Below are 20,034 nucleotides of genomic sequence, written 5' to 3'. Positions count from 1 at the left end.
TAAAAAAAAGGAAAAAAAAATAATATTTTTTCCTTTTTTTTGTAAAAAATTCATAATTTGCAAAGGATGATATTTTAAAGTGGAAAAATGAGTTACGAGAACATATTATTAAAAAAAGAAGATAAATTATCTATCATTACCATAAACAGACCTGAGAGTTTAAATGCTTTAAATGCAAAAACAATTCAGGAAATCAGTACCGCACTGGATGAGCTTAACGCTGATACTTCATGCAGAGTCATTATCCTTACCGGAAGTGGAGAAAAATCTTTCGTAGCGGGAGCGGATATCAAGGAATTCAGTGAATTCGGACAGGAAAAAGCTGAAGAACTTGCAAGAAACGGACAAAATACATTGTTCAACAAAATTGAAAACATGTCTAAACCTGTCATTGCAGCCGTAAATGGTTTTGCATTAGGAGGAGGTTTGGAGCTTGCTATGGCATGCCACATCAGATATGCATCGGAAAACGCCAGATTAGGGCTTCCTGAAGTAACACTTGGATTGATTCCGGGATATGGAGGAACCCAGAGGCTTCCGAAGCTTGTAGGAAAAGGTATTGCCAACGAAATGATCTTCTCAGCCAAAATGATTCTGGCTCAAAAAGCAAAAGAAATCGGACTGGTGAATGAAGTTTACCCTATTGAAGAATTATTAACCAAAACGAGAGAATTAGCAAACACGATTGCCTACAATTCACCAATGGCAATATCGAAGGCTATAAACACCGTGAATTTATCGGATACGGAGAAAGGTTTTGAAACTGAAATCAAATATTTCGGAGAACTTTTTGAAATGGAAGATAAGAAAGAAGGAGTTACTGCGTTTCTAGAGAAGAGAAAACCTAACTTCTAAATCTTTCTAAAAGATTTTAATCCAAATTATTTCGAAAAAAACAATGCTGCGGTATGAATAAGTTTGATAAAGCTTATCTAAAAATGGCTCAGGAATGGGCAAAACTCTCCTACTGTAAGAGAAAACAGGTGGGAGCTCTTATCGTAAAAGATAGGATGATTATTTCAGATGGTTACAACGGGACTCCTTCGGGATTCGAAAACTGCTGTGAAGATGAAGACGGAAAAACACACTGGTACGTATTGCATGCGGAAGCCAACGCTATATTAAAGCTGGCGGCCTCTACCCAATCTGCAAAAGGAGCAACGTTATATTTAACGCTGTCTCCCTGTAAAGAATGCAGCAAGCTGATTCTGCAGGCAGGGATTACAAGACTGGTGTATATTAATGAGTATTCGGATGACGATGGAATATCGTTCCTGAGAAACCATAATATTGAAATAGAACAAATATCGGACTGTGAACTAAAAAAATAAGCACAAATGACTTGGGATGAAAAGATCAAAGATTTTGAAATATTTCTTCGTTTCGAAAGAAATTTTTCAGAAAACACGCTCGACGCCTATGTTCGGGACATTAAGAAATTAAAAGATTACGCAGAAGAGGATCTGGAAAACGTCGGTCCAGACTCCATCGGTTACGAAAACCTGCAGGAATACATTTTCAATCTTTCCAAACAGAAATTCAGTGAGAGATCACAGGCAAGATGGATATCTTCCATCAAAGCTTTCTTCAAATTTCTGCTGGAGGATGAATATCGTGAAGACAATCCTGCGGCGTTACTTGAAGGCCCTAAACTGGGATTATATCTACCTGATACTTTAAGCCTGCCTGATATCAACAAAATTATTGCTGCTATTGAGGTGAATACAGATCTAGGAAAAAGAAACCAATGCATTATAGAGGTTCTATATGGCTGCGGACTTCGTGTTTCCGAACTGATCGATCTGAAGATATCCAATATCAACTTCAAAGAGCAATACATCAAGGTACACGGAAAAGGAAACAAAACCCGTTTTGTCCCTTTAGCTGATTATACGGCTGATCTGCTTGAAAGTTATATCAAAGAGGTTCGTTCTAAAGGTAAAATCAATAAGAAATATGAAGATACTCTGTTTTTGAACAGCCGTGGAACTTCCATGTCCAGGGTAATCGTATTTCTTATTATTAAAGAACTTACAGATAAAGCAGGGGTTAACAAAAAAATATCGCCACACACATTCAGACATTCATTTGCAACCCATTTATTACAGAATGGGGCCGATTTACGTTATATTCAGGAAATGCTGGGACATTCCAGTATTACAACAACGGAGATCTACACGCACCTGAAAACAGAAGAATTAAGGGATGTTATTTTGAGTTATCACCCGAGAAATATTAATATTACTCAATGAAACTATTGAAATATTGCCCAAGCTGCGGCAAAGAGTCCTTACACTGGGATGGTGAAAAGAAATGGAGCTGTCCGGAATGTGGTTTTACTTTGTATAATAATGTGGCAGGCGCGGTAGCGGTTGTCATCAGATGTGGAGACGAAATTTACCTTACCAGAAGAAACAGAGACCCTAAAAAAGGAAAGCTGGATCTCGCGGGAGGATTTGTTGACCCTAAGGAAAGTGCAGAGGAAACCTGTAAAAGAGAACTTTTTGAAGAGCTTCAGCTTGATATCGATATTTCTAACCTGAAATACCTTACCAGTCTTCCCAACATTTATCAATATAAAGAAATTGATTACAATACGATCGATCTCTTTTATGAATACAATGTTCCGGAAAAATTTGAGGTAAGTCTTGAACTCTCTGAAATCTCAGAAGCAGTCTGGATTCCTTTACAGGATCTGGATCTTGAAGATATCGCTTTCGATTCTCAGAAGAGATTTTTTGAGAGCTATATAAAGAAATAATTTTTGTAAAATATTCTCCCGTAGATTTTACAGATCAGGCAGATCATTGTTTAAACAATATGCTTGGTTTGTAAAATCTGCGGGAGTTTTTTTAGGAGAAACTAATAGGTTTTAGTCTTCAGCATTTCTTCAAAATACTGAATCAGCAATGCTCTTTCAGCTTCTGAAAGATTGGCTTCTTTATGATAAACAATATAACCGGGCATCGGCATTGTTTTATTCTGAATGGTCTGAATGGATTTAGTCAGCATATTCTCCTTCAAATCCTTATTATAAGTTCCCCAGGTAGAAAAATTAAGATGTTCCCTACCTTCATTCACATGGCTTTTTACAGACCATGAAATGGGTGCGATAAAAGCATATTTCGGATAAACCGTTTCATTGGAATGGCAGTCATAGCAAGCGTTTTTAAGCAACGTTCTGACTTTTTCCGGTGATTTCCTTGAATCAACAAAGTTAACCGCAGAAACAACAGGTTTATTCACCCTGTCAACAGGGAAAAACTGAATCAGGGCAAACGCCACCAATGTCCAGAATACTATTTTCTTAGCCATCTTCATCTGCTTACTTAGCTGGAGTTAAAACAGCATTACCGGATTTAAATTCTTTTTTCTGCACTTGCTTCGTTGCTGCAGGTTCTGCAGATACCGGAGTTTCTGACGGAGATGGAGTGGCAGGTGCCGGAGCCGGCGTTGTTACAGTTGGTAATTTCGGACTATCAAGTGTTCTGGTATCTTTCAGATCCCAGTCCTCTCTCGTTTCCCATAAGGCTCTGACAACAACTTTTTTATAGAATATGTAAGCATCTTCAGCAAAAATATCATTCGCGAAATCTGCTTCGTCCCAATATTTATTTCCGTTATTATCCACCAGAATCCTTACGACATATTCTCCAGGTCTGAGTATATCAAACTTTACCTTATCTCCTTTAGTATATTTCTGATAAGCTACCTTGTCAGAATCCATTAGCTGAATCCAATAATTCGCTTCCGGTGCATTGGAAACAGAGAACTCAACACTTCCAAACTGATCTACTTTGGCGACATCAAAGTCAAAACGCTTTGATTGGGTATTTTTGGCATAGAATGAAGATACGGTTTCCTTAGGAACTGTAAGTTCATAGCTTTTGCCCATCACAAAGTCGGATTGAACATGAATCTGGTAAGGATTTGTTTCCGATATTTTAGCAGTGAACGGTAAAGTTGTTAAACTGTCTCCTTTGGCTCTTAAAGTCCATTTTGAAGGGTCAATTTTATCAACAATATAGTTTGATGCAATTTTCAGATCTGCCTTTGGAGCGATAGAAGTTCCGTCATTATCACTAAAGACATCCATAGCATTTTTCTTATTATATCTGTAAAATAAAGAAACGCTGTAGGCACTGTCTTTTTTCGGACCTTTATTATGGGTGAAGATCAGCTTTTCATTTGCTTCCTGCCCTACATTATCCTTTACAGCATCAAACCAGATTCTTACAGAGTCTGATTTCGGATTGTGTGTTATCTTGACATCCTTTAATTTGTCGTTCAGCGACTGTACCTTTACTTCATCAGGATTTCCTTCAAAGGTCATCAGAACTCCTCCGGCTATCTCTTTCATTTCTACATACTTCACCGGTTTTTTGGAAGGGTATACCTTTAAGTTTAATCCTGAAATGGATTTCTCAACATTCACCGGATCTTTCTGGAACCCTACTTTTTCTTTTCCGGGATCATACATTGAATTTCCGTTCTCATCTTCAAAAGCAATAATTTTGTATTTTCCGGGAGTCAGATAATTTAATTCGTAATATCCATCTTCATCTACCTTAGTGATATAGTAAGGCTTTTTCTTGTAATCCATGGTGTCTTTTACCTGATACAATCCTACCACTAGCTTATTTTCTGTTGTAGTTCCGGTTTTCTTTTTAGTATCGAGGGCATCCTTTACTTCGCCACTGATATACAAATCATCCAATTTGTCTCCTGTGGAAAAAGCAAAATTGAAATACCTAAGTATATTAGATTCGTTATTATCAACAATTGAATTTCCAAAATTGAAATTATATGTGGTATTGGCCTGAAGGGTATCTGTCCACTGAATCAGAACAAATTTGTTGGCAATATTCGATGGAAGTATCCTCGTTATTCCTTTAATAGGAGGTGAAATAATCAGGTTTTTATTGATATCCTTCAATGTCACATATTCATCAAAATCCAGACGGAGTTCACGAATATCTCTTTTGACATTGATTCTTGTTGTATCAATGTTTGAGCTTAAAAACTTTGGTGCCAGGGTATCTTTAGGCCCTCCGACAGGAGATCCTACTCTTGCACATGAATGTACAAGAAAACAGATAATGAGTAATAAAAGAAACCTTTTCATGAAAATGTTTAGGCAAAAGTAAACATTATTCTCCAAAAACTTCCTGTCCGGAATTCAAAGTATCTTTATTGTCGTGCATAACGGTATGCAGCTTTTCCTTCTGCAAAGGGAAATCTTCGAATAAACCGGACAATGCAAGAGCCGTATATACTTTGTTTGAATATTTATTTCCAATAGCTACAATGGTAACCTTAGATTTTAAAAGATGGGCAAATACAGAGTTTGTACCATGCCACCATCCGTTGTGATAGGTCAGCTTCTCCCCATTATCGAATATTTTCATTCTGAAACCTAATCCATAATTATTCATTCCTGCTTTTTCATTGCTGTAAGGAGTGAATACCATCTGCATCAGTTCCGGTTTCAGGAAATTTTTGGAAAACATTGCTTTTGAGAAGTTGTATAAATCTCTTGGCGTAGTGTACACATTTTTATCTCCGTAAATCAGATCAAGTCTGTCTAAAGGATACAACTTATTTCCTCCATAATAGAAAGACTGTGAAGCTGTAGGAATATCTTTTTCCTGGAAGATGTACGTGTTATTCATTTTCAATGGTGTGAAAACCATTTCTTTCATCGCCTGAGGGAAAGGAGTTTTAGTCACTTTCTCAATTAATAAAGCCAATAAAGCAAAATTCGTGTTGCAATACATGAATCCTGTATCCGTATCTCTTGCCAGATCTGGTTTATACTTGATAATCATATTCAAAACATCTTCGTTGGTAATGAAAGGTTTTGAAAGTTCTGCCGGAGCAGGCTGTATTTTGGTGATAAAATATTCGTATTTCGGAAGACCGCTTCTTTGATCCAGCAAAGTCTGAACGGTAACATTCGGGTATGGAAACCCCGGAAAAAACTGAGTAAGATGATCCGTTAATTTTATTTTTCCGGCCTCTATCAGCTTCATCATTGCCATTGCCGTTAAAGTCTTTGAAACTGAAGCTACATGCAACGGTGTATTTTTGTCGATCGGCATCTGGTTTCCTTCTCTTCCGAAGCCTCTGTAATTTTCGTAAAGGATTTCATCTCCTTTGGCAACAAGAATCCCACCGCTAAGATCTCCTCCTTCCCATATTTTTTTATAATACTGGTCTATATAGCTTACGGTAGTCTGCCTGTTCAGAAGCTGTCCGTCACCTTTAGTAAAAATATCACCCAGATCTACATTTCCATAGTTGGGCAGATTGGTTGCATTTTCAGCAGAAACTTCTTTAGCTTCAGCCTTTTTTTTACAGGAAAATATAGATAAAAGAACAGTTAGGATAAGTACAAAATTACGCGTCGTCATGAGATTCAAAAATGAGCGGCAATTTAATAAAACTCAAAATAAATAATAGATATGAGGTGGATATTATGAATTATTTAACACAAATGGATGGAGAAGTAAAAGTTGGAAGGGTAAAATCACAAAAAACGGATTCACTTTTTGTAAATCCGCTTTTTGTATTATATTTTTTTCAATTGCTTAACAATGTGAAGCTACAATCTTATCTACAATAAACTGAGCCAGTTTTTCTTTACTTTGATGGGTCCATCCGGCAATGTGGGGTGTGACAATGGCTTTCTCCGATTCAAGAAGATATTTCAGATCTTCATTTTCTGATTCAATGTTCTCGAAAGAAGACTTTTCATATTCCAGTACATCAAGACATGCACCTTTTACTTTTCCGGACTTCAATCCTTCTACTAAACTTTTAGTTTCCACGTTTTTTCCTCTTGCCGTATTAACAAAATAAAAATCGTTTTTCATCTCTGCAATGAAAGTTTCGTCAATAAGATAGTGGGTTTCTGAAGTTAAAGGAATATGCAGGCTTACGACCTCTGCAGACTGTTTCAGTTCTTCCGGTGAAACCTGTGTTGCATATTCATCTGAAAGATCAGGAAGAATATCGTGGAAAATCACCTTACATCCGAACCCTGAAAGTCTTTTTGCAGTAGCTTTTCCCATGTTACCATAGCCAATCAATCCCACTGTTTTTCCCAACAGCTCATCTCCTCTGTTTTCTTCACGTTTCCAGATGCCGTTTTTCACTTCCTGGGAAGCAATAAAAAGTCTGTTCATGATCACCAGAAGCATTCCCACAACGTGTTCTGCCACGGAATCTCTGTTTCCTTCAGGAGAATTGATCAATTGAATTCCCAGTTTTTCTGCAACAGGAATATCAATATTTTCCATTCCGGCCCCTACTCTTGCGATGAACTTCAGATTCTTCCCTTTCTCCAGAAAATTCCGGTCTAATGGAATACGGCTTCTGATGATAATTCCGTCGTAGTTCTCAATTTTATTGCAAACCTCATCATAAGACGATGTAAAATCCTCTTCCAGGATAAAATTCTTAGCCAAAAGCTGTTCAGTGATGAGAGGATGGTTTTTATCTAAAAGAAGTATTTTCATTTTTTATTAATGATTTTAGAGATAGGAACAGATTCCTAAATGATTACAATTTTATTCTACCGCAAAGTTCGCAAATTTCTGAAAAAACAAATGCTTTTAAGCTCGCAAAGGCGTTAGCACTCAGCAAAGTTTAAAAGCATTTTTATTGATAAAGTATATAAGCTTACTTTTTATCTTTCTTAGATTCCTGTGGTTCCTGGAATAGTTTTTTAAGCTCTACAGATTCCAAAGGTTTCATTCTTCCGGAAAGGATTAATGAAAGTTCTTTTCTACGGAATGCCGCTGCAAATCTTTCTTTCTCCTCATCTGTTTCAGGAATCATTTCCGGAATAGGAATCGGACGGTTGAATTCATCTACTGCAACGAAAGTATAAATCCCGGCATTCGTATGAACTTTCTTCTGGTTGATTGGATCATCCAACCATACATCTACATACACTTCCATGGAAGTAGAAAATGCTCTTGAAACTTTAGATTCCAACACCACAACACCGCCTTCCGGGATCGGATGGTTGAAAGATACGTGGTTTACTGAAGCTGTTACTACTCTTCTTTCGCAGTGTCTTGCTGCTGAAATAGACGCACAACGGTCCATTTTTGCTAAAAGCTCACCGCCGAAAAGGTTTCTTAAAGAATTGGTTTCGTTCGGAAGAACGATATTGGTCATAATGGTCAGAGATTCTGACGCTTTTTTTATTTTTGCCATCTAGTCTTAGTGTTGTTTGGGACAGCCGGAGCAGATTGTTTTACTTTTCCGGCGGGTTTTACTAATGAATCTTTTTTCAAAGAATCTGTAACGGGTGTTTCCGGAGTATGTACTTTCATCTTCACCGTATCTTTTACGATTCTATGGGTAGAGGTCTGTACTGAAACATTATTGAAAGATTTTTTTCCGAAAAGAAGTTCCTGCTGGGTAAACGCCAGGTATACAATTCCAAGAACCGGGATAATCAGAAGGAAAAGCCAAAGAATTGTTTTTTTGAATTTAAAATCCTTTTCACGATTCACAGAAGCATTTACTTTTTCCCCGTTATTGATATCTGAAAATCTGATTTCTTCCAATCCGTAAAAGTCCGGACGTCCAGATTCTATTCTTTTTCCCTTGAAATGGGTATGTCCTTCTTCAATGAAAACGGTTCCAAGATTCTGAATGTCAAGAACCTGTTCGGCCTGAAGTTTTTTCTTCCAAAAATCAGTCTGAATTTTAAGATCACTTCTTGAAGCTTCCAGAGACATCTGTTTTTGTTCTGCAATAAAAGCAGTAAGGTCTTCAGCCCGGACTTCATAGTCTATGGCAAATTCAATCTGGCTGGCCGGAGGTAAGATGCTTCCGTTTTCAGAATTGATAATTGCCTTAGAATTTTTCAGTGAAAACACCCCAAAGCCTGGAACTGTGGCAGTTCCAAATTGTTTTAAGTATTCTAAAATATATGCTGAAATATTCATTTGGCAGCAAATTTATAACTTTTTCGGGACTTTTTGTAATATTTAATGGATATAAAAAAGACTGCCGGAACAGTCTTTTGATTATTCTGTATTAAAACAGATATACTGTTATTTAAACTGCTTTTTTTAAGTTTAAAAATGGTAAATCTACTAAAAAGCAAAACACCGATTTGTCAATTACTGAATTTTCCAGCTTACTCCAAACATAAAGTTCGTTCCTGCCTGTGAAAAATAATATGGCTGTCCTTCATAAACAGATCCATTGTTCACATATTTCTTATTGAACAGGTTATTCACCAATAGCTTTAATGCAATTTCATTATTGCCAATTTTAAACTGGTACTGAGCATTGAAATCTGTCAGGAAATAATCTTTAAGCTGAAGATTGGCATCTTCGGTATTGTCCAGATATTGTTTTCCAACATACTGATTCATTAAAGCAAACTGGAAATTTTTTGTAGGATTGAATTTCAAGCCTAAATTGGCTATAACATTCGGGGAAAAGGAAATCTGGGTATTTCCAAGACTTTTAGGAACATCACCATTCTGAATATTAAAATCCTGATTTCTGTTCTGGCTTAATGTTACGTTACCGGAAACCTCCCATTGTTTGGATAATTTTGCCAAAGCACCAATCTCAATACCTCTTCTGTAGCTCTTCCCTGAGTTTGTTCTGATAAATGCTCCTACGTTATTCAGTTCTCCGTTCAGAACCAACTGATTGACATAATACATATAATAAACATTGGCCGTCAATGAAACAATTCCGAACTGTTTTTCAAAACCGGCTTCAATATCATGAAGCTTTTCTGCTTTTACATCATTATTGGCCATCAGGTCATCTCTGTTGGGTTCACGATGGGCGTGGGCGTAGGAAAGGAATATTTTACCTCCGTCAATTCTGTAATTTACTCCGGCTTTTGGATTAAAAAACAGCCAGTTTTTACTTAAATCTGCTCCTTCACCATCACCGGCCGTCAGAATCTTTGTGTTGTAATTGATTTTCCTAAGTTGTAGGTCTCCAAAGAATTCAAAATTATTCAATCTTAGTAAAGCTTTTGCAAAACCAGACACCTCATTCTTTACAGAGCGGTTTCTGTAGTATTCACTTTCCTCAATCTGAGGAAAAAATACCCCTGTTACATTTCCATAGTGTCTTCCGTAATACTGATTGACCACAGCTCCAAAGTTCAGATCGAGATTTTCAAATTTCCCATAAAGCGTTGAAACCATTCCGTAGAAATCGTTGTTCAGCCATTTTTTTCTGATAAAGTCTGAATATTTTATTGTTTGCCCTCCTTCTGTTATATTGGGAAGGTTATATCTTGAAAAAGGATCTCCCTGCTTGTAATTTTCGTAATATCCTTTTCCTTTTGTATAGTGAAATGTGGTTTCAAGATTCCAGCGGTCGCTGAATTTTTGTTCCCACAGCAACTGATAATGATTCTGTCTGTAGTTATCCGTTTCATTATCATAGAAACTTACAATATTTTCCCAACTGGCATCGTAAATGGCCCCTGAAATATTAAATTTGGGATCAGTCTCCCAGGTTTTACGATCAATCCCGTTCCATGCCTGATAGGTTTTCTCTTTTCCACCAAAAGCCATTAAACGTAATTTTGTATTTCCTTCTTCAAATAAAGCGGTAAAGTTGTAAGAATGTAAGTTGGATGAAGCCCTGTCAATATAGCCGTCAGAATGAATATGGGTATATCTTCCCATTACAGAAAGACGGTTTTTCCAGAATTTCCCTGAGCCAATTTCTGCTGAATATTTATAAGTATTAAATGATCCGTAGCTGTCATCCGTTTTAAAATAAAATTTCTCTTCAGGATTCTTAGAAAGTACGTTAATACTAGCGCCGAAGGCAGAAACCCCGTTATTGGAAGTTCCTACTCCTCTCTGAATGACAATCTGTGAGGCAGAACTTGTCAAATCCGGAACATTGACAAAGAACGTTCCCTGGCTTTCAGAGTCGTTGTATGGAACACCATTCATCATCACATTGATGGCACTTCCCGAAACACCACGAATTCGGAAACCTGTATATCCTACCCCGTTTCCGGCATCTGACGTCGAAATAATGGAAGTTTGGTTTTTCAAAAGAATAGGAAGATCCTGTCCCAGATTCTTACTGTCCAGATCTTTCTGTACATTGATGATTTCCTTTGCTACCGGAAGCCTCTTGGTAAAGTTGACTGCTTCAATTTCCCTCACCTTTAGGGAATCTTTATTCTGAGCCTGTATAAAAGCTACTGAGCCTACACTAAGCCCTAAAAAAAATAATCCTTTCATTCTATAAATCTTTAACATTTAATGAATAAAAGGGGTTGAGCAATAATGTAACAATTTTATTAATTTAACAGTCTAGCAATTGGTATATTGTTATACTGTTTCATTGGTACATTTTCAATTCCCTAAACAGCATTACCTGTTCCAGGTTCATTGGGTATAATCTCAGCCTTTTAAAGCACCCCTTTATTTCAGTGGCAAAATTACAAAAAATATATGAATTGGAATTCGGGTTTCGAAATGCGGGATAGTGGGTTGCGAGGTGCGAGATGCGGGGTGTTAGGTTGCGGGTTACGTAATGGAAAAATACTACGAAAAATAGGAGTTATCAAATGAATCATTTATCATTTATCATTCTCTAGTAAGTTTTGTTGTTGGCATCGATATAATAGTAATTTGAGCCGTCTTTTGTCACCTCAAACATTTTACCCAGTTTCCAGCTGAAATTTCTTTTAATATTGGAATATTCAAACGGAATAATCACATTATTGTTAACATCAATAATTCCGAATTTATCATTATTGGAGGCAACAATCATCGGATTCGCAACATCATCCCCCTCAAGAATAAAAAGATACTGATATTGTGGATAGATCTGATACTGTCTGTAGTCGGCCGCATTTACAAATTTTGATTTTTCAATGATTCCATAAAAACCATTGAGGATATACGCCTGGAATAGCTGTTGTTTATATTCTTCAAACTTACATTTTCCAAAATCGGTATCTTTGAACTGATAGACTCTCTTCCCGGACTGATCTATACGGTAAGAAATCATATTTTTCTCTACGGTTGCATAATCTTTTGTTCCAAATTTTCTCACTTTTTCATTGGGTGAATTCAGAAGATTACAGTCTTCATAAAAGAATACGGCAATATGATATTCCGGCTGGATAATAAATTTCCCGTTCTGATTGACATACCCAAACTGATCTCCTTTTTTCTTAGGAATCAAAACAGGAAGATCTTTATTGATCACTACCAGATCAGCATTAGGTTTGCTGGCTGAAGCTGCTTTTTTAACCGTGGTTCTTGTTCCTTTTTTCACAGGAATTTTCTTCACAGATTTGGTCTGCGAGAAAACGAAAATCGAAATAAAAACACATAAAACATTCAGGATATTTTTCATATTCTCCATTTGATTACAAAAATACGACCAAAAATAGATATTATAAAATTCATATTTATAAAGAATCTAAATAATTTCGTTCTTATAAAATTGTAAAATTTCGTAATTTTGGGAACATTTTGAAATGTTTGATAATTTTAAAAAACTTTTGAAAAAGTGTGGATTATGCTGACTTTATTCGGTTAATGTTGCATCAAAATGCGAGAACTCAAAATGTCATTAATTGTATTTATACACACCGGTAAAGAAAAAGCTGACCTAGCTTTAATTTTGAAAGACCTTCTATTATGAGTATTTATAAGGATTACATCAAAGAGATTGAAGAAAGAAAAACCCAGGGGCTTCATCCAAAGCCAATTGATGGTGCTGAATTACTAAGCGAAATCATTGCACAAATTAAAGATTCAGATAATGCTGACCGATCGGACTCTCTTAAATTTTTCATTTATAACACACTACCCGGAACTACGAGTGCAGCGGGAGTAAAAGCAAAATTTTTAAAAGAAATTATTCTGGGTGAATCCGTAGTAGAAGAAATTTCCCCGGCATTTGCCTTTGAATTATTATCTCATATGAAAGGCGGACCTTCTATTGAGGTTCTGCTGGACCTTGCTTTAGGCAACGATGCAACTATTGCTAAAGAAGCTGCCAACGTTCTTAAAACTCAGGTTTTCCTTTATGAAGCAGATACGAACCGTTTGAAAGAAGCATTCAACAGCGGTAACGAAATTGCAAAAGAAATCCTTGAAAGCTACGCAAAAGCTGAATTCTTCACTAAACTTCCTGAAGTTGCTGAAGAAATCAAAGTAGTTACTTATATTGCTGGTGAAGGAGATATTTCTACAGATTTACTTTCTCCGGGTAACCAAGCTCACTCAAGATCAGACCGTGAACTTCACGGTAAATGCATGATTACTCCTGAAGCTCAGGAAGAAATCAAAGCTTTACAGGCAAAGCATCCTGATGCAAGCGTTATGCTTATTGCTGAAAAAGGAACAATGGGTGTAGGATCATCCAGAATGTCAGGAGTAAACAACGTTGCTCTTTGGACAGGAAAACAGGCAAGCCCATACGTACCATTCGTCAACATTGCTCCTATTGTAGGAGGTACAAACGGTATTTCTCCGATCTTCCTTACCACAGTAGACGTTACCGGAGGTATTGGTATTGACCTGAAAAACTGGGTAAAGAAAGTAGATGAGAACGGAAACCTGGTTCGTAATGAAAACGGTGACATTGTTCTTGAAGAAGCTTACTCAGTAGCAACAGGAACTGTTTTAACGATTAATACAAAAGAAAAGAAATTATATAACGGCGATAAAGAACTGATCGATCTTACCAAATCTTTCACTCCGCAAAAGATGGAATTCATCAGAGCAGGAGGATCTTATGCAGTCGTATTTGGTAAAAAACTACAGACTTTTGCAGCTCAGCTTTTAGGTATTGAAGCACCAACAGTTTTTGCTCCGTCAAAAGAAATTTCTCATGAAGGACAAGGACTTACGGCTGTAGAAAAGATTTTCAACAGAAATGCTGTTGGAACTACTCCGGGAAAAGTATTACACGCCGGTTCTGACGTTCGTGTACAGGTCAATATTGTTGGATCTCAGGACACAACAGGTTTGATGACCGCTCAGGAATTAGAATCAATGGCAGCAACTGTGATTTCTCCAATCGTAGATGGTGCTTACCAGTCCGGATGCCACACGGCTTCTGTTTGGGATAAAAAAGCTCAGGCTAACATTCCTAAGCTGATGAAATTCATGAACGAATTTGGTTTGATTACAGCTCGTGACCCGAAAGGTGAATACCACGCCATGACTGACGTTATCCACAAAGTTCTTAACGATATCACTGTAGACGAGTGGGCTATCATTATTGGTGGTGACTCTCACACCAGAATGTCTAAAGGAGTGGCTTTTGGAGCTGACTCAGGAACTGTAGCGCTTGCATTGGCTACCGGTGAAGCATCCATGCCGATCCCTGAATCTGTAAAAGTAACTTTCAAAGGTGAAATGAAGCCTCACATGGATTTCCGTGATGTGGTACATGCAACGCAGGCTCAGATGTTGAAGCAGTTTGGAGGAGAAAACGTATTCCAGGGTAGAATCATTGAGGTTCATATCGGAACACTTCCTGCTGACCAGGCATTTACCTTTACAGACTGGACTGCTGAAATGAAGGCAAAAGCTTCTATCAACATTTCTGAAGATAATACTCTGATCGAATCACTGGAAATTGCAAAAGGCAGAATCCAGATCATGATCGACAAGGGAATGGATAATCACAATAAAGTTCTTCAGGGATTAATTGACAAAGCCAATAAGAGAATTGCAGAAATCAGATCAGGTGAAAAACCTGCTTTGACTCCTGATGCAAACGCTAAATATTATGCTGAAGTTGTTGTAGATCTTGATGTAATTGTTGAGCCAATGATTGCTGACCCGGATGTAAACAATGACGATGTATCTAAAAGATATACTCACGATACCATCAGAGACCTTTCCTACTATGGAGGTGAGAAAAAAGTAGACCTTGGTTTCGTAGGATCCTGTATGGTTCACAAAGGGGATCTTAAGATTGTTTCTCAAATGCTTAGAAACCTTGAAAAGCAACAAGGAAAAGTAGAATTCAATGCTCCGCTTGTAGTGGCTGCTCCTACATATAATATCATTGATGAATTAAAAGCTGAAGGAGACTGGGAATTACTGGAAAAATATTCCGGTTTTGAATTTGATGACAACGCTCCAAAAGGAGAAGCCCGTACGGAGTACAAAAACGTAATGTACCTTGAGCGCCCGGGATGTAACCTTTGTATGGGTAACCAGGAAAAAGCAGCTAAAGGAGATACTGTTTTAGCAACTTCTACCCGTCTTTTCCAGGGAAGAGTAGTTGAAGATTCTGAACGTAAAAAAGGAGAATCCCTGCTTGCTTCAACTCCGGTTGTTGTTCTTTCTGCAATCATCGGAAGAATTCCTAGCATCGATGAGTATAAAACGGCTGTTGAGGGAATTGACCTTACGACTTTCGTTCCTTCTATTAAAGAATTAACAAGTACAAGTGCTCACTAAGAGATTGATAATAAGTCGCAAGACTATTGAATAACTATATTATTGGAAGATTTTAGTCCTTAAGGATTTAAAATCTTCCAATTTTTTGTTTAGAACGTTTCTATTTTAAGATAATTACGTTTTTTTTTCGATAAAAGCCGGAAAATAAATTCTAATTTTTCTTAAATTGAAAGTTATAAAATCTATTGATTTTAGAAGCAAAAATGCCCTGTTGATAGATTATAGGAACGTTTTTTGATGCATAGATAAATGATTTTTCTTTTTCAACATCTGAGAAAGAAGCATTAAAAGAACAAGAACAAAACTAAAATACGATATGACTTTTGATATTGATATGATCAAAAAGGTGTACGAACGTTACCCTGAAAGAATTGCAGCAGCAAGACAAATCGTGGGAAAACCTCTTACCCTTTCAGAAAAAATCCTTTACACCCACCTTTGGGAAGGAAATGCTACACAAGCGTATGAAAGAGGAAACTCTTATGTGGACTTTGCACCAGACAGAGTAGCGATGCAGGATGCTACCGCACAGATGGCACTTTTACAGTTTATGCAGGCAGGAAAAGCTAAAGTAGCGGTTCCTTCCACTGCGCACGCGGATCACCTTATCCAGGCTAAAGTAGGTGCTGATAAAGACTTACAGGAAGGGATCAACAAAAACTCCGAGGTATTCAACTTCTTAAGCTCTGTATGTGATAAATACGGAATCGGATTCTGGAAACCGGGAGCAGGTATTATTCACCAGGTTGTCCTGGAAAACTATGCATTTCCCGGAGGAATGATGATTGGTACCGACTCGCATACAGTAAACGCAGGCGGACTGGGAATGGTAGCCATTGGTGTAGGAGGTGCTGATGCGGTAGACGTAATGGCAGGAATGGCCTGGGAGCTTAAAATGCCTAAACTTATCGGAGTAAAATTAACCGGTAAAATGAACGGATGGACCTCAGCAAAAGATGTCATCTTAAAAGTAGCAGGGATCCTTACGGTAAAAGGAGGTACAGGATGTATTGTAGAATATTTCGGTGAAGGTGCAGAATCTCTTTCCGCAACGGGTAAAGGAACGATCTGTAACATGGGTGCTGAAATCGGGGCTACCACTTCTACTTTCGGATATGATGATTCTATGAGAAGATATCTTTCCGCTACAGGAAGACAGGACGTGGTAGATGCCGCTGATAAAATTGCTGAACACTTAACGGGGGATGCTGAAGTATATGCTAACCCTGAACAATATTTCGATCAATTAATAGAAATCAACCTTTCTGAACTGACACCTCACTTAAACGGACCTTTCACTCCCGACTTAGCAACTCCGGTTGCTGAATTCAGAGCTAAAGCTGAAGCTAACGGATGGCCATTAGAAGTGGAATGGGCGCTTATCGGTTCTTGTACCAACTCTTCTTATGAAGATTTGTCAAGAGCGGCTTCCATTGTAGAAGATGCAGTATCAAAAGGAGTAAAACCTAAGGCTATCCTGGGAATCAATCCAGGTTCTGAACAGGTAAAATTCACAGCAGAAAGAGACGGATTCCTTGATTCTTTCAGAAAATTTGAAAACGCAAGAATCTTTACCAATGCCTGTGGACCATGTATCGGACAATGGGACAGAGAAGGTGCGGAAAAAGGAGAGAAAAACTCTATTATCCACTCTTTCAACAGAAACTTTGCGAAAAGAGCTGACGGTAACCCGAACACCCACGCATTTGTAGCGTCTCCTGAAATGGTTGCTGCTGTAGCAATCTCAGGAAGATTGGATTTCAACCCGATTACGGATACTTTAACGAACGAAGCAGGTGAACAGGTAAAACTTAACGAGCCTAAAGGTTTCGAACTTCCTTCAAAAGGATTTGCCGTAGACGACAACGGATACCAGGCTCCATCAGAGGACGGTTCTAAAGTTGTTGTGAATGTAAGCCCAACTTCAGACAGACTTCAGTTATTGGAAGAATTTCCGGCATGGGACGGTAAAAACATTACAGGAGCAAGAGTATTGATCAAAGCTTTCGGAAAATGTACTACCGACCACATTTCTATGGCTGGACCATGGCTGAAATACAGAGGTCACCTGGATAATATTTCAAACAACATGTTGATTGGAGCGGTGAATGCTTACAACATGGAAACCAATAAAGTTAAAAGTGAATTAACCGGTGAATACGGTGAAGTTCCGGCTGTACAAAGAGCTTATAAAGCGGCAGGTATCCCGACAATCGTTGTAGGAGACCAGAACTATGGTGAAGGTTCTTCAAGAGAGCATGCTGCCATGGAACCAAGACATTTAGGGGTGAAAGCTGTATTGGTAAAATCATTCGCGAGAATCCACGAAACCAACCTTAAAAAACAAGGAATGCTTGGAATTACTTTCGCTAATGAGGCAGACTATGACAAGATTCTTGAAGACGATGTTGTTAATTTCTTAGATCTTGATCAGTTCGCTCCGGGAAAACAACTTACTTTAGAGTTCATTCATACTGACGGAACTAAAGATATCATCATGGCAAACCACACTTATAACGATCAGCAAATTGATTGGTTTAAGGCAGGTTCTGCTCTGAACCTGATCAAACAACAGGAAAAATAAGATTAATTGTTAGATTAATTAATATAAGACGGCTTCAAATGAAGCCGTCTTTTTATTTTAAATGTCTTTAAATTTTCCTTTGCTGAACTTCGTGGTATATATTTCAAACCTTACAGGTTTTAAAAACCTGTAAGGTTTGGCTCTCATATGTATATTATGATATTCTATCAAGAAGACCTGCTCTATAGCTTTCTCCAATAGGAATCTCATATTCAGAAAGAATCACTTTTTTAGCCCCAATACTTTTCACTTTATCCAGATTGACAATGAAAGATTTATGAATTCTTACAAATTTTTCAGGAAGCTGGCTTTCCATTGATTTAAGAGTATCCAGAACGATAAACTCATCATTTTCCGTCCGGATATTAATATAGTCCTTGATACTTTCAACGTAAAGAATCTCGTGAAAGCCTATGCGATGTTTTTGTCCCGATGACTTCACAAAGAAATGGGTATTTTCTTCCTGAAAAGAAAAACGCTCCTGAGCCTTTAAAACACTTTTTTGAAATCTTTCAAAAGAAACAGGTTTCAGAAGGTAATCCACGACATTATGCTCATAGCCTTCCAGTGCATATTCAGAATAGGCTGTTGTTAAAATATATTTCTGATGGGTTCCTACAATTTTCATAAAATTGATTCCCGTAAGCTCCGGCATCTGAATATCGAGAAAGATAAGATCTGAATCATTTTTCTGAAGGTATTCAAGGGCGTGAATCGGATTTTCTGTGGAAAAAACCAGTTCAAGAAAAGGAATTTTTTCCACATAATGTTCAAGAAGTGAGATGGCCAGCGGCTCATCATCCACGATAATGCATTTTAACTTATTCATCCCTTAAATCAATTTTTAAATCTACAATAAATTCCGTTTCCGAATCTTTGATCTCAAGCTGGTGTTTGGGATACAGAATTTCCAGTCTTTTTTTCACATTTTGAATTCCTATTCCTGAAACAGTATCTTTTATTTTCTGTGTTTTAAAATTTAAAAGATAAAAATGCAGAACTTTATGATGATCTGAGATTTTCATTTCAAAACCTTTATCACGGAAATCCCCATGTTTAAAGGCATTTTCCACGAAAGGAACCAACAGCATCGGAGAAATTTTAAGGTGAGGATGCTGAATATTTTTCTCTATGATTAACAGTTCGGGATTTCTGATCCTGAGTTTCTCCAGTGCAATAAGACTATCAATATATCCGATTTCTTTATCAAGCGAAATGGAATCTTTTTCAAGGTCTTTCGTGCTGTACCTCAGCAGCTGCCCCAGTTCTTCAATAGCCGGAAGCGCCTTATCCGATTTCTGATAAACCAGCGAGTAGATATTATTTAATGAATTAAAAATAAAATGAGGATTGATCTGGGTTTTCAGAGCCTGAAGTTCAGCCTGTTTCTTTTCGATCAGAAGCTGCTTTTTATCATTTTCAGCCACTCCATATTTCTCCAGAATCCATAGAATCCCGGCAATGAAAGTAGTCAGAGAGCTATTATATATATTATCAAAAAGATAGTAGAGAAGTCCTGTATTTTCATCATAATTGCGAAAGCCAAGAGTAGAAGGCAGAATAATTTCTTCCAAAGCATATCTCATTCCTGCAAAACATAACAGGGTCAGCATAAAAACAAAAACTGCCGAATACAGTTTCTCAAGTTTAAAAACTTTTGGGAAAATAAAGAAATAGGATATATAAAATGTCACAATTTTCACAATAAAAAAAGTAACCCTCAGAATGTGTAGTTCCCGACGGTTAGTTTCCGGAACAAAAAAATTAGGAGTAATGACAGTTCCTATGAAATTGAAGCTCCAGTAAATAATTTGAAGCCAGATAATTTGCTTTTTATTCATAATCAAATATAAATCTCTAAAGGCATAATTCGTTAATTGTTTTCGACAAAAACCTGTTTTTTTCCGACGAAACTTTTTTGACATGAATAATTGTCTTCTTCATCTAAATGCTGTTTTCTCATTGAACCTCTTCCGGTACTTTTGTCAGAGA

16 protein-coding genes are annotated in these 20,034 nt (G+C 37.4%); 6 read left to right on the top strand and 10 right to left on the bottom strand.

The annotated features are described in order from the left end of the window. Positions 1–87 precede the first annotated feature (87 nt). Genes AC5YGI_RS09670 through AC5YGI_RS09655 form a run of 4 tightly spaced genes read left to right on the top strand, consistent with a single transcriptional unit; the run spans position 88 to position 2,761 of the window. Positions 88–855: an enoyl-CoA hydratase-related protein gene (locus AC5YGI_RS09670; protein ID WP_496168104.1), complete on the top strand. Its 768-nt coding sequence runs from the start codon at positions 88–90 to the stop codon at positions 853–855. Between the two features lie 53 nt (positions 856–908). Then, entirely contained in the window at positions 909–1,331 is a 423-nt protein-coding gene (locus AC5YGI_RS09665) for a deoxycytidylate deaminase (RefSeq protein WP_007844123.1), read from the top strand. 6 nt (positions 1,332–1,337) lie between these two features. Then, positions 1,338–2,252, top strand: a complete 915-nt coding sequence (gene xerD / locus AC5YGI_RS09660; protein ID WP_047428930.1) for a site-specific tyrosine recombinase XerD — start codon at positions 1,338–1,340, stop codon at positions 2,250–2,252. Continuing rightward, entirely contained in the window at positions 2,249–2,761 is a 513-nt protein-coding gene (locus AC5YGI_RS09655) for an NUDIX hydrolase (RefSeq protein WP_454511401.1), read from the top strand. The genes xerD and AC5YGI_RS09655 overlap by 4 nt, the downstream gene beginning before the upstream one ends. A gap of 101 nt (positions 2,762–2,862) precedes the next feature. Here the strand turns inward: AC5YGI_RS09655 and AC5YGI_RS09650 are convergent, their stop codons facing one another. From AC5YGI_RS09650 to AC5YGI_RS09615, 8 genes are all read right to left on the bottom strand, one after another. After that, positions 2,863–3,321, bottom strand: a complete 459-nt coding sequence (locus AC5YGI_RS09650) for a heme-binding domain-containing protein (protein WP_330744238.1) — start codon at positions 3,319–3,321, stop codon at positions 2,863–2,865. 4 nt (positions 3,322–3,325) lie between these two features. Beyond that, positions 3,326–5,125, bottom strand: a complete 1,800-nt coding sequence (locus AC5YGI_RS09645; RefSeq protein ID WP_330744240.1) for an Ig-like domain-containing domain — start codon at positions 5,123–5,125, stop codon at positions 3,326–3,328. Between the two features lie 25 nt (positions 5,126–5,150). Then, complete coding sequence (locus AC5YGI_RS09640) at positions 5,151–6,413, bottom strand: serine hydrolase domain-containing protein (protein WP_343639417.1); 1,263 nt, start codon at positions 6,411–6,413, stop codon at positions 5,151–5,153. Between the two features lie 177 nt (positions 6,414–6,590). Beyond that, positions 6,591–7,520 carry a 2-hydroxyacid dehydrogenase gene (locus tag AC5YGI_RS09635; protein ID WP_496168101.1) on the bottom strand — a complete coding sequence of 310 codons (930 nt, stop codon included), beginning with the start codon at positions 7,518–7,520 and terminating at the stop codon, positions 6,591–6,593. A 163-nt stretch (positions 7,521–7,683) separates the two neighbouring features. After that, the gene (locus tag AC5YGI_RS09630) at positions 7,684–8,226 is read right to left on the bottom strand and encodes an acyl-CoA thioesterase (RefSeq protein ID WP_002983813.1); all 543 of its coding nucleotides are present in this window, start codon (positions 8,224–8,226) and stop codon (positions 7,684–7,686) included. Continuing rightward, on the bottom strand, positions 8,214–8,966 hold the full coding sequence (locus tag AC5YGI_RS09625; protein WP_137904773.1) for a hypothetical protein: 753 nt from the start codon (positions 8,964–8,966) through the stop codon (positions 8,214–8,216). Before AC5YGI_RS09625 ends, AC5YGI_RS09630 begins: the two co-directional genes overlap by 13 nt. Positions 8,967–9,143: 177 nt before the next feature. Beyond that, positions 9,144–11,261 carry a TonB-dependent receptor gene (locus AC5YGI_RS09620; RefSeq protein WP_496168099.1) on the bottom strand — a complete coding sequence of 706 codons (2,118 nt, stop codon included), beginning with the start codon at positions 11,259–11,261 and terminating at the stop codon, positions 9,144–9,146. Between the two features lie 355 nt (positions 11,262–11,616). Further along, positions 11,617–12,387 (bottom strand): WG repeat-containing protein, encoded by a 771-nt coding sequence (locus AC5YGI_RS09615; RefSeq protein WP_446107308.1) that lies wholly within the window; start codon positions 12,385–12,387, stop codon positions 11,617–11,619. 287 nt (positions 12,388–12,674) lie between these two features. Here AC5YGI_RS09615 and AC5YGI_RS09610 point away from each other — a divergent pair, with 287 nt between their 5' ends. Both AC5YGI_RS09610 and AC5YGI_RS09605 read left to right on the top strand, forming a co-directional pair. Next, positions 12,675–15,458, top strand: coding sequence for a bifunctional aconitate hydratase 2/2-methylisocitrate dehydratase (locus AC5YGI_RS09610; RefSeq protein ID WP_496168097.1), 2,784 nt, complete (start codon positions 12,675–12,677; stop codon positions 15,456–15,458). Between the two features lie 316 nt (positions 15,459–15,774). Further along, positions 15,775–18,042 carry an aconitate hydratase gene (locus AC5YGI_RS09605; protein ID WP_110009967.1) on the top strand — a complete coding sequence of 756 codons (2,268 nt, stop codon included), beginning with the start codon at positions 15,775–15,777 and terminating at the stop codon, positions 18,040–18,042. 154 nt (positions 18,043–18,196) lie between these two features. On the opposite strand, the gene AC5YGI_RS09600 is transcribed toward AC5YGI_RS09605, so the two are convergent. Further along, positions 18,197–18,871, bottom strand: a complete 675-nt coding sequence (locus tag AC5YGI_RS09600; protein WP_330744254.1) for a LytR/AlgR family response regulator transcription factor — start codon at positions 18,869–18,871, stop codon at positions 18,197–18,199. After that, positions 18,864–19,883, bottom strand: coding sequence for a sensor histidine kinase (locus AC5YGI_RS09595; RefSeq protein WP_496168095.1), 1,020 nt, complete (start codon positions 19,881–19,883; stop codon positions 18,864–18,866). The genes AC5YGI_RS09600 and AC5YGI_RS09595 overlap by 8 nt, the downstream gene beginning before the upstream one ends. Between the last annotated feature and the right edge of the window lie 151 nt (positions 19,884–20,034).

Source organism: Chryseobacterium sp. CS3K3.1 (genome assembly GCF_059515165.1).
The sequence above is the reverse complement of the archived record's forward strand: the minus strand, read 5'-3'. Positions and strand labels throughout refer to the sequence as shown.

Excerpts from the sequence above, each read along its gene's own strand:
- AC5YGI_RS09670 (WP_496168104.1), top strand. The coding sequence starts at position 88 with ATGAGTTACGAGAACATATTATTAAAAAAAGAAGATAAATTATCTATC.
- AC5YGI_RS09665 (WP_007844123.1), top strand. The coding sequence starts at position 909 with ATGAATAAGTTTGATAAAGCTTATCTAAAAATGGCTCAGGAATGGGCA.
- xerD (WP_047428930.1), top strand. The coding sequence starts at position 1,338 with ATGACTTGGGATGAAAAGATCAAAGATTTTGAAATATTTCTTCGTTTC.
- AC5YGI_RS09655 (WP_454511401.1), top strand. The coding sequence starts at position 2,249 with ATGAAACTATTGAAATATTGCCCAAGCTGCGGCAAAGAGTCCTTACAC.
- AC5YGI_RS09650 (WP_330744238.1), bottom strand. The coding sequence starts at position 3,321 with ATGAAGATGGCTAAGAAAATAGTATTCTGGACATTGGTGGCGTTTGCC.
- AC5YGI_RS09645 (WP_330744240.1), bottom strand. The coding sequence starts at position 5,125 with ATGAAAAGGTTTCTTTTATTACTCATTATCTGTTTTCTTGTACATTCA.
- AC5YGI_RS09640 (WP_343639417.1), bottom strand. The coding sequence starts at position 6,413 with ATGACGACGCGTAATTTTGTACTTATCCTAACTGTTCTTTTATCTATA.
- AC5YGI_RS09635 (WP_496168101.1), bottom strand. The coding sequence starts at position 7,520 with ATGAAAATACTTCTTTTAGATAAAAACCATCCTCTCATCACTGAACAG.
- AC5YGI_RS09630 (WP_002983813.1), bottom strand. The coding sequence starts at position 8,226 with ATGGCAAAAATAAAAAAAGCGTCAGAATCTCTGACCATTATGACCAAT.
- AC5YGI_RS09625 (WP_137904773.1), bottom strand. The coding sequence starts at position 8,966 with ATGAATATTTCAGCATATATTTTAGAATACTTAAAACAATTTGGAACT.
- AC5YGI_RS09620 (WP_496168099.1), bottom strand. The coding sequence starts at position 11,261 with ATGAAAGGATTATTTTTTTTAGGGCTTAGTGTAGGCTCAGTAGCTTTT.
- AC5YGI_RS09615 (WP_446107308.1), bottom strand. The coding sequence starts at position 12,387 with ATGAAAAATATCCTGAATGTTTTATGTGTTTTTATTTCGATTTTCGTT.
- AC5YGI_RS09610 (WP_496168097.1), top strand. The coding sequence starts at position 12,675 with ATGAGTATTTATAAGGATTACATCAAAGAGATTGAAGAAAGAAAAACC.
- AC5YGI_RS09605 (WP_110009967.1), top strand. The coding sequence starts at position 15,775 with ATGACTTTTGATATTGATATGATCAAAAAGGTGTACGAACGTTACCCT.
- AC5YGI_RS09600 (WP_330744254.1), bottom strand. The coding sequence starts at position 18,871 with ATGAATAAGTTAAAATGCATTATCGTGGATGATGAGCCGCTGGCCATC.
- AC5YGI_RS09595 (WP_496168095.1), bottom strand. The coding sequence starts at position 19,883 with ATGAATAAAAAGCAAATTATCTGGCTTCAAATTATTTACTGGAGCTTC.